General features: G+C 48.8%; 1 protein-coding gene. It reads right to left on the reverse strand.

The window, feature by feature from the left end; translation table 11 throughout:
• The coding region (locus A136_RS22970) for a cadherin-like domain-containing protein (RefSeq protein ID WP_032546858.1) at positions 1-1,038 on the reverse strand (1,038 nt) is incomplete at both ends.

The following is a 1,038-nucleotide window of genomic DNA, read 5'->3' on the forward strand; positions in this document are numbered from 1 at the left end:
TGATGCTTGAACCGTATTAGTACCATCTGAGATATCGAAACTGATATCGATGTCACCATTGAAGTTTTCATCTGGCGTAATCGTGAAACTGCCGTCATCGTTTTGAGTAACGGTTGCATCACCGTCGACCGTTAAGCCGCTGGCTGTTAGGTCATCGCCTTCAACATCTGATGCTTGTGATAGCAACTGCTCTTGGCTTAGACGAATCGAACCATCTTCGTCGATTGAGTACGCTAGGTCGCCAGACACTGGCGCATCATCAACGGCAGTTACGCTCACGTCGATGTTTGCTGTTACCGTATCGGTTCCGTCAGAGACATCGAAGCCGAAGTTTACGTCACCATTGAAGTTTTCGTTTGGAGCGAATGTGTAAGTACCATTACCGTTATCAGTAAGGATACCGTCACCGCCATCGTAGGTCACACCTTCAACCGTTAGGTTGTCACCTTCAATGTCCGTTGCGCCTGTTAACAGGTCTGCATCAGTAAAGATGAGTGTGCCATCTTCTTCAACACTGAACTGTTGATCTTGAGGGACTGGTAAATCATTTACTGGGTTAACGGTTAAGTCTGCAGAGGCTTGAACGGTATTGGTGCCATCTGAGATATCAAAGCTGATATCGATGTCGCCATTGAAGTTCTCATCTGGCGTAATCGTGAAGCTGCCGTCATCGTTGGCTACAACCGTCGCATCACCGCCAACCGTAAGGTCGCTGGCTGTCAGGTCATCGCCTTCAACATCTGACGCTTGCGATAGTAACTGCTCTTGGCTTAAACGAATCGAGCCGTCTTCATCAACTGAGTACGCTAGGTCACCCGATACAGGTGCATCATCAACCGCGGTTACGCTCACATCGATGTTGGCAGAGACCGTATCGGTGCCATCTGACACATCGAAGCCGAAGTTTACGTCACCATTGAAGTTTTCATTCGGTGCGAAGGTGTATGTGCCATTACCGTTGTCGGTAAGAATACCGTCGCCACCATCGTAGGTCACACCTTCAACCGTTAGGTTGTCGCCTTCAATGTCCGTTGCACC

The organism is Vibrio crassostreae 9ZC13, assembly GCF_000272045.2.
Classification (GTDB): domain Bacteria; phylum Pseudomonadota; class Gammaproteobacteria; order Enterobacterales; family Vibrionaceae; genus Vibrio; species Vibrio crassostreae_C.